A 465-nucleotide genomic window follows, 5' to 3' on the forward strand; every position below is an offset into this window, starting at 1 on the left:
GCTCTACGATGGCAAATCATCGACGGAAAGCGACGATGACGAGGGCGGCGGTTCCTCTGACGGCGCTGGCGGTTCGAAGGCGGGAACGGAAGGTGGCGGCAAGGTCGCGCCGAACAGTGCGCCTGGTACACCCGCAGGCGGCTTAGCTGACTGATGGCAGAACCAAGAGATTAATCGCTATTCGGCAGTGCGATGACCGGCCCACCGGGGAGGCTGAACTTTTTGTGTGCTAGTACAGGTTGCGGCGTGCTGCTATTGTTGCAGAACACCTTCAAGTAAAGCTTTAAACATGCATCAATTTGCCCCACCGAAAACTGTGCTCGAAACGATACTGGGTTGGTCGCAAGGTCGGCCGATGTGGCAGCGCGATGCACTTCGGCGAATTGTAACCGGCGGGGCTCTTGATGCTGGGGCCATCAACGAAGTTCTTAGCCTCTGCAAGAAAGAGCACGGATGGCCCGATAT

General features: G+C 57.2%; 1 protein-coding gene. It reads right to left on the bottom strand.

Going from position 1 to position 465, the window contains the following annotated elements:
* Positions 1-283: 283 nt before the first annotated feature.
* The coding region (locus AB4Z23_RS28465; RefSeq protein WP_441361305.1) for a hypothetical protein at positions 284-465 on the bottom strand (182 nt) is incomplete at its 5' end.

The organism is Agrobacterium sp. MCAB5 (assembly GCF_052114365.1).
GTDB classification, from domain to species: Bacteria; Pseudomonadota; Alphaproteobacteria; order Rhizobiales; family Rhizobiaceae; genus Agrobacterium; species Agrobacterium tumefaciens.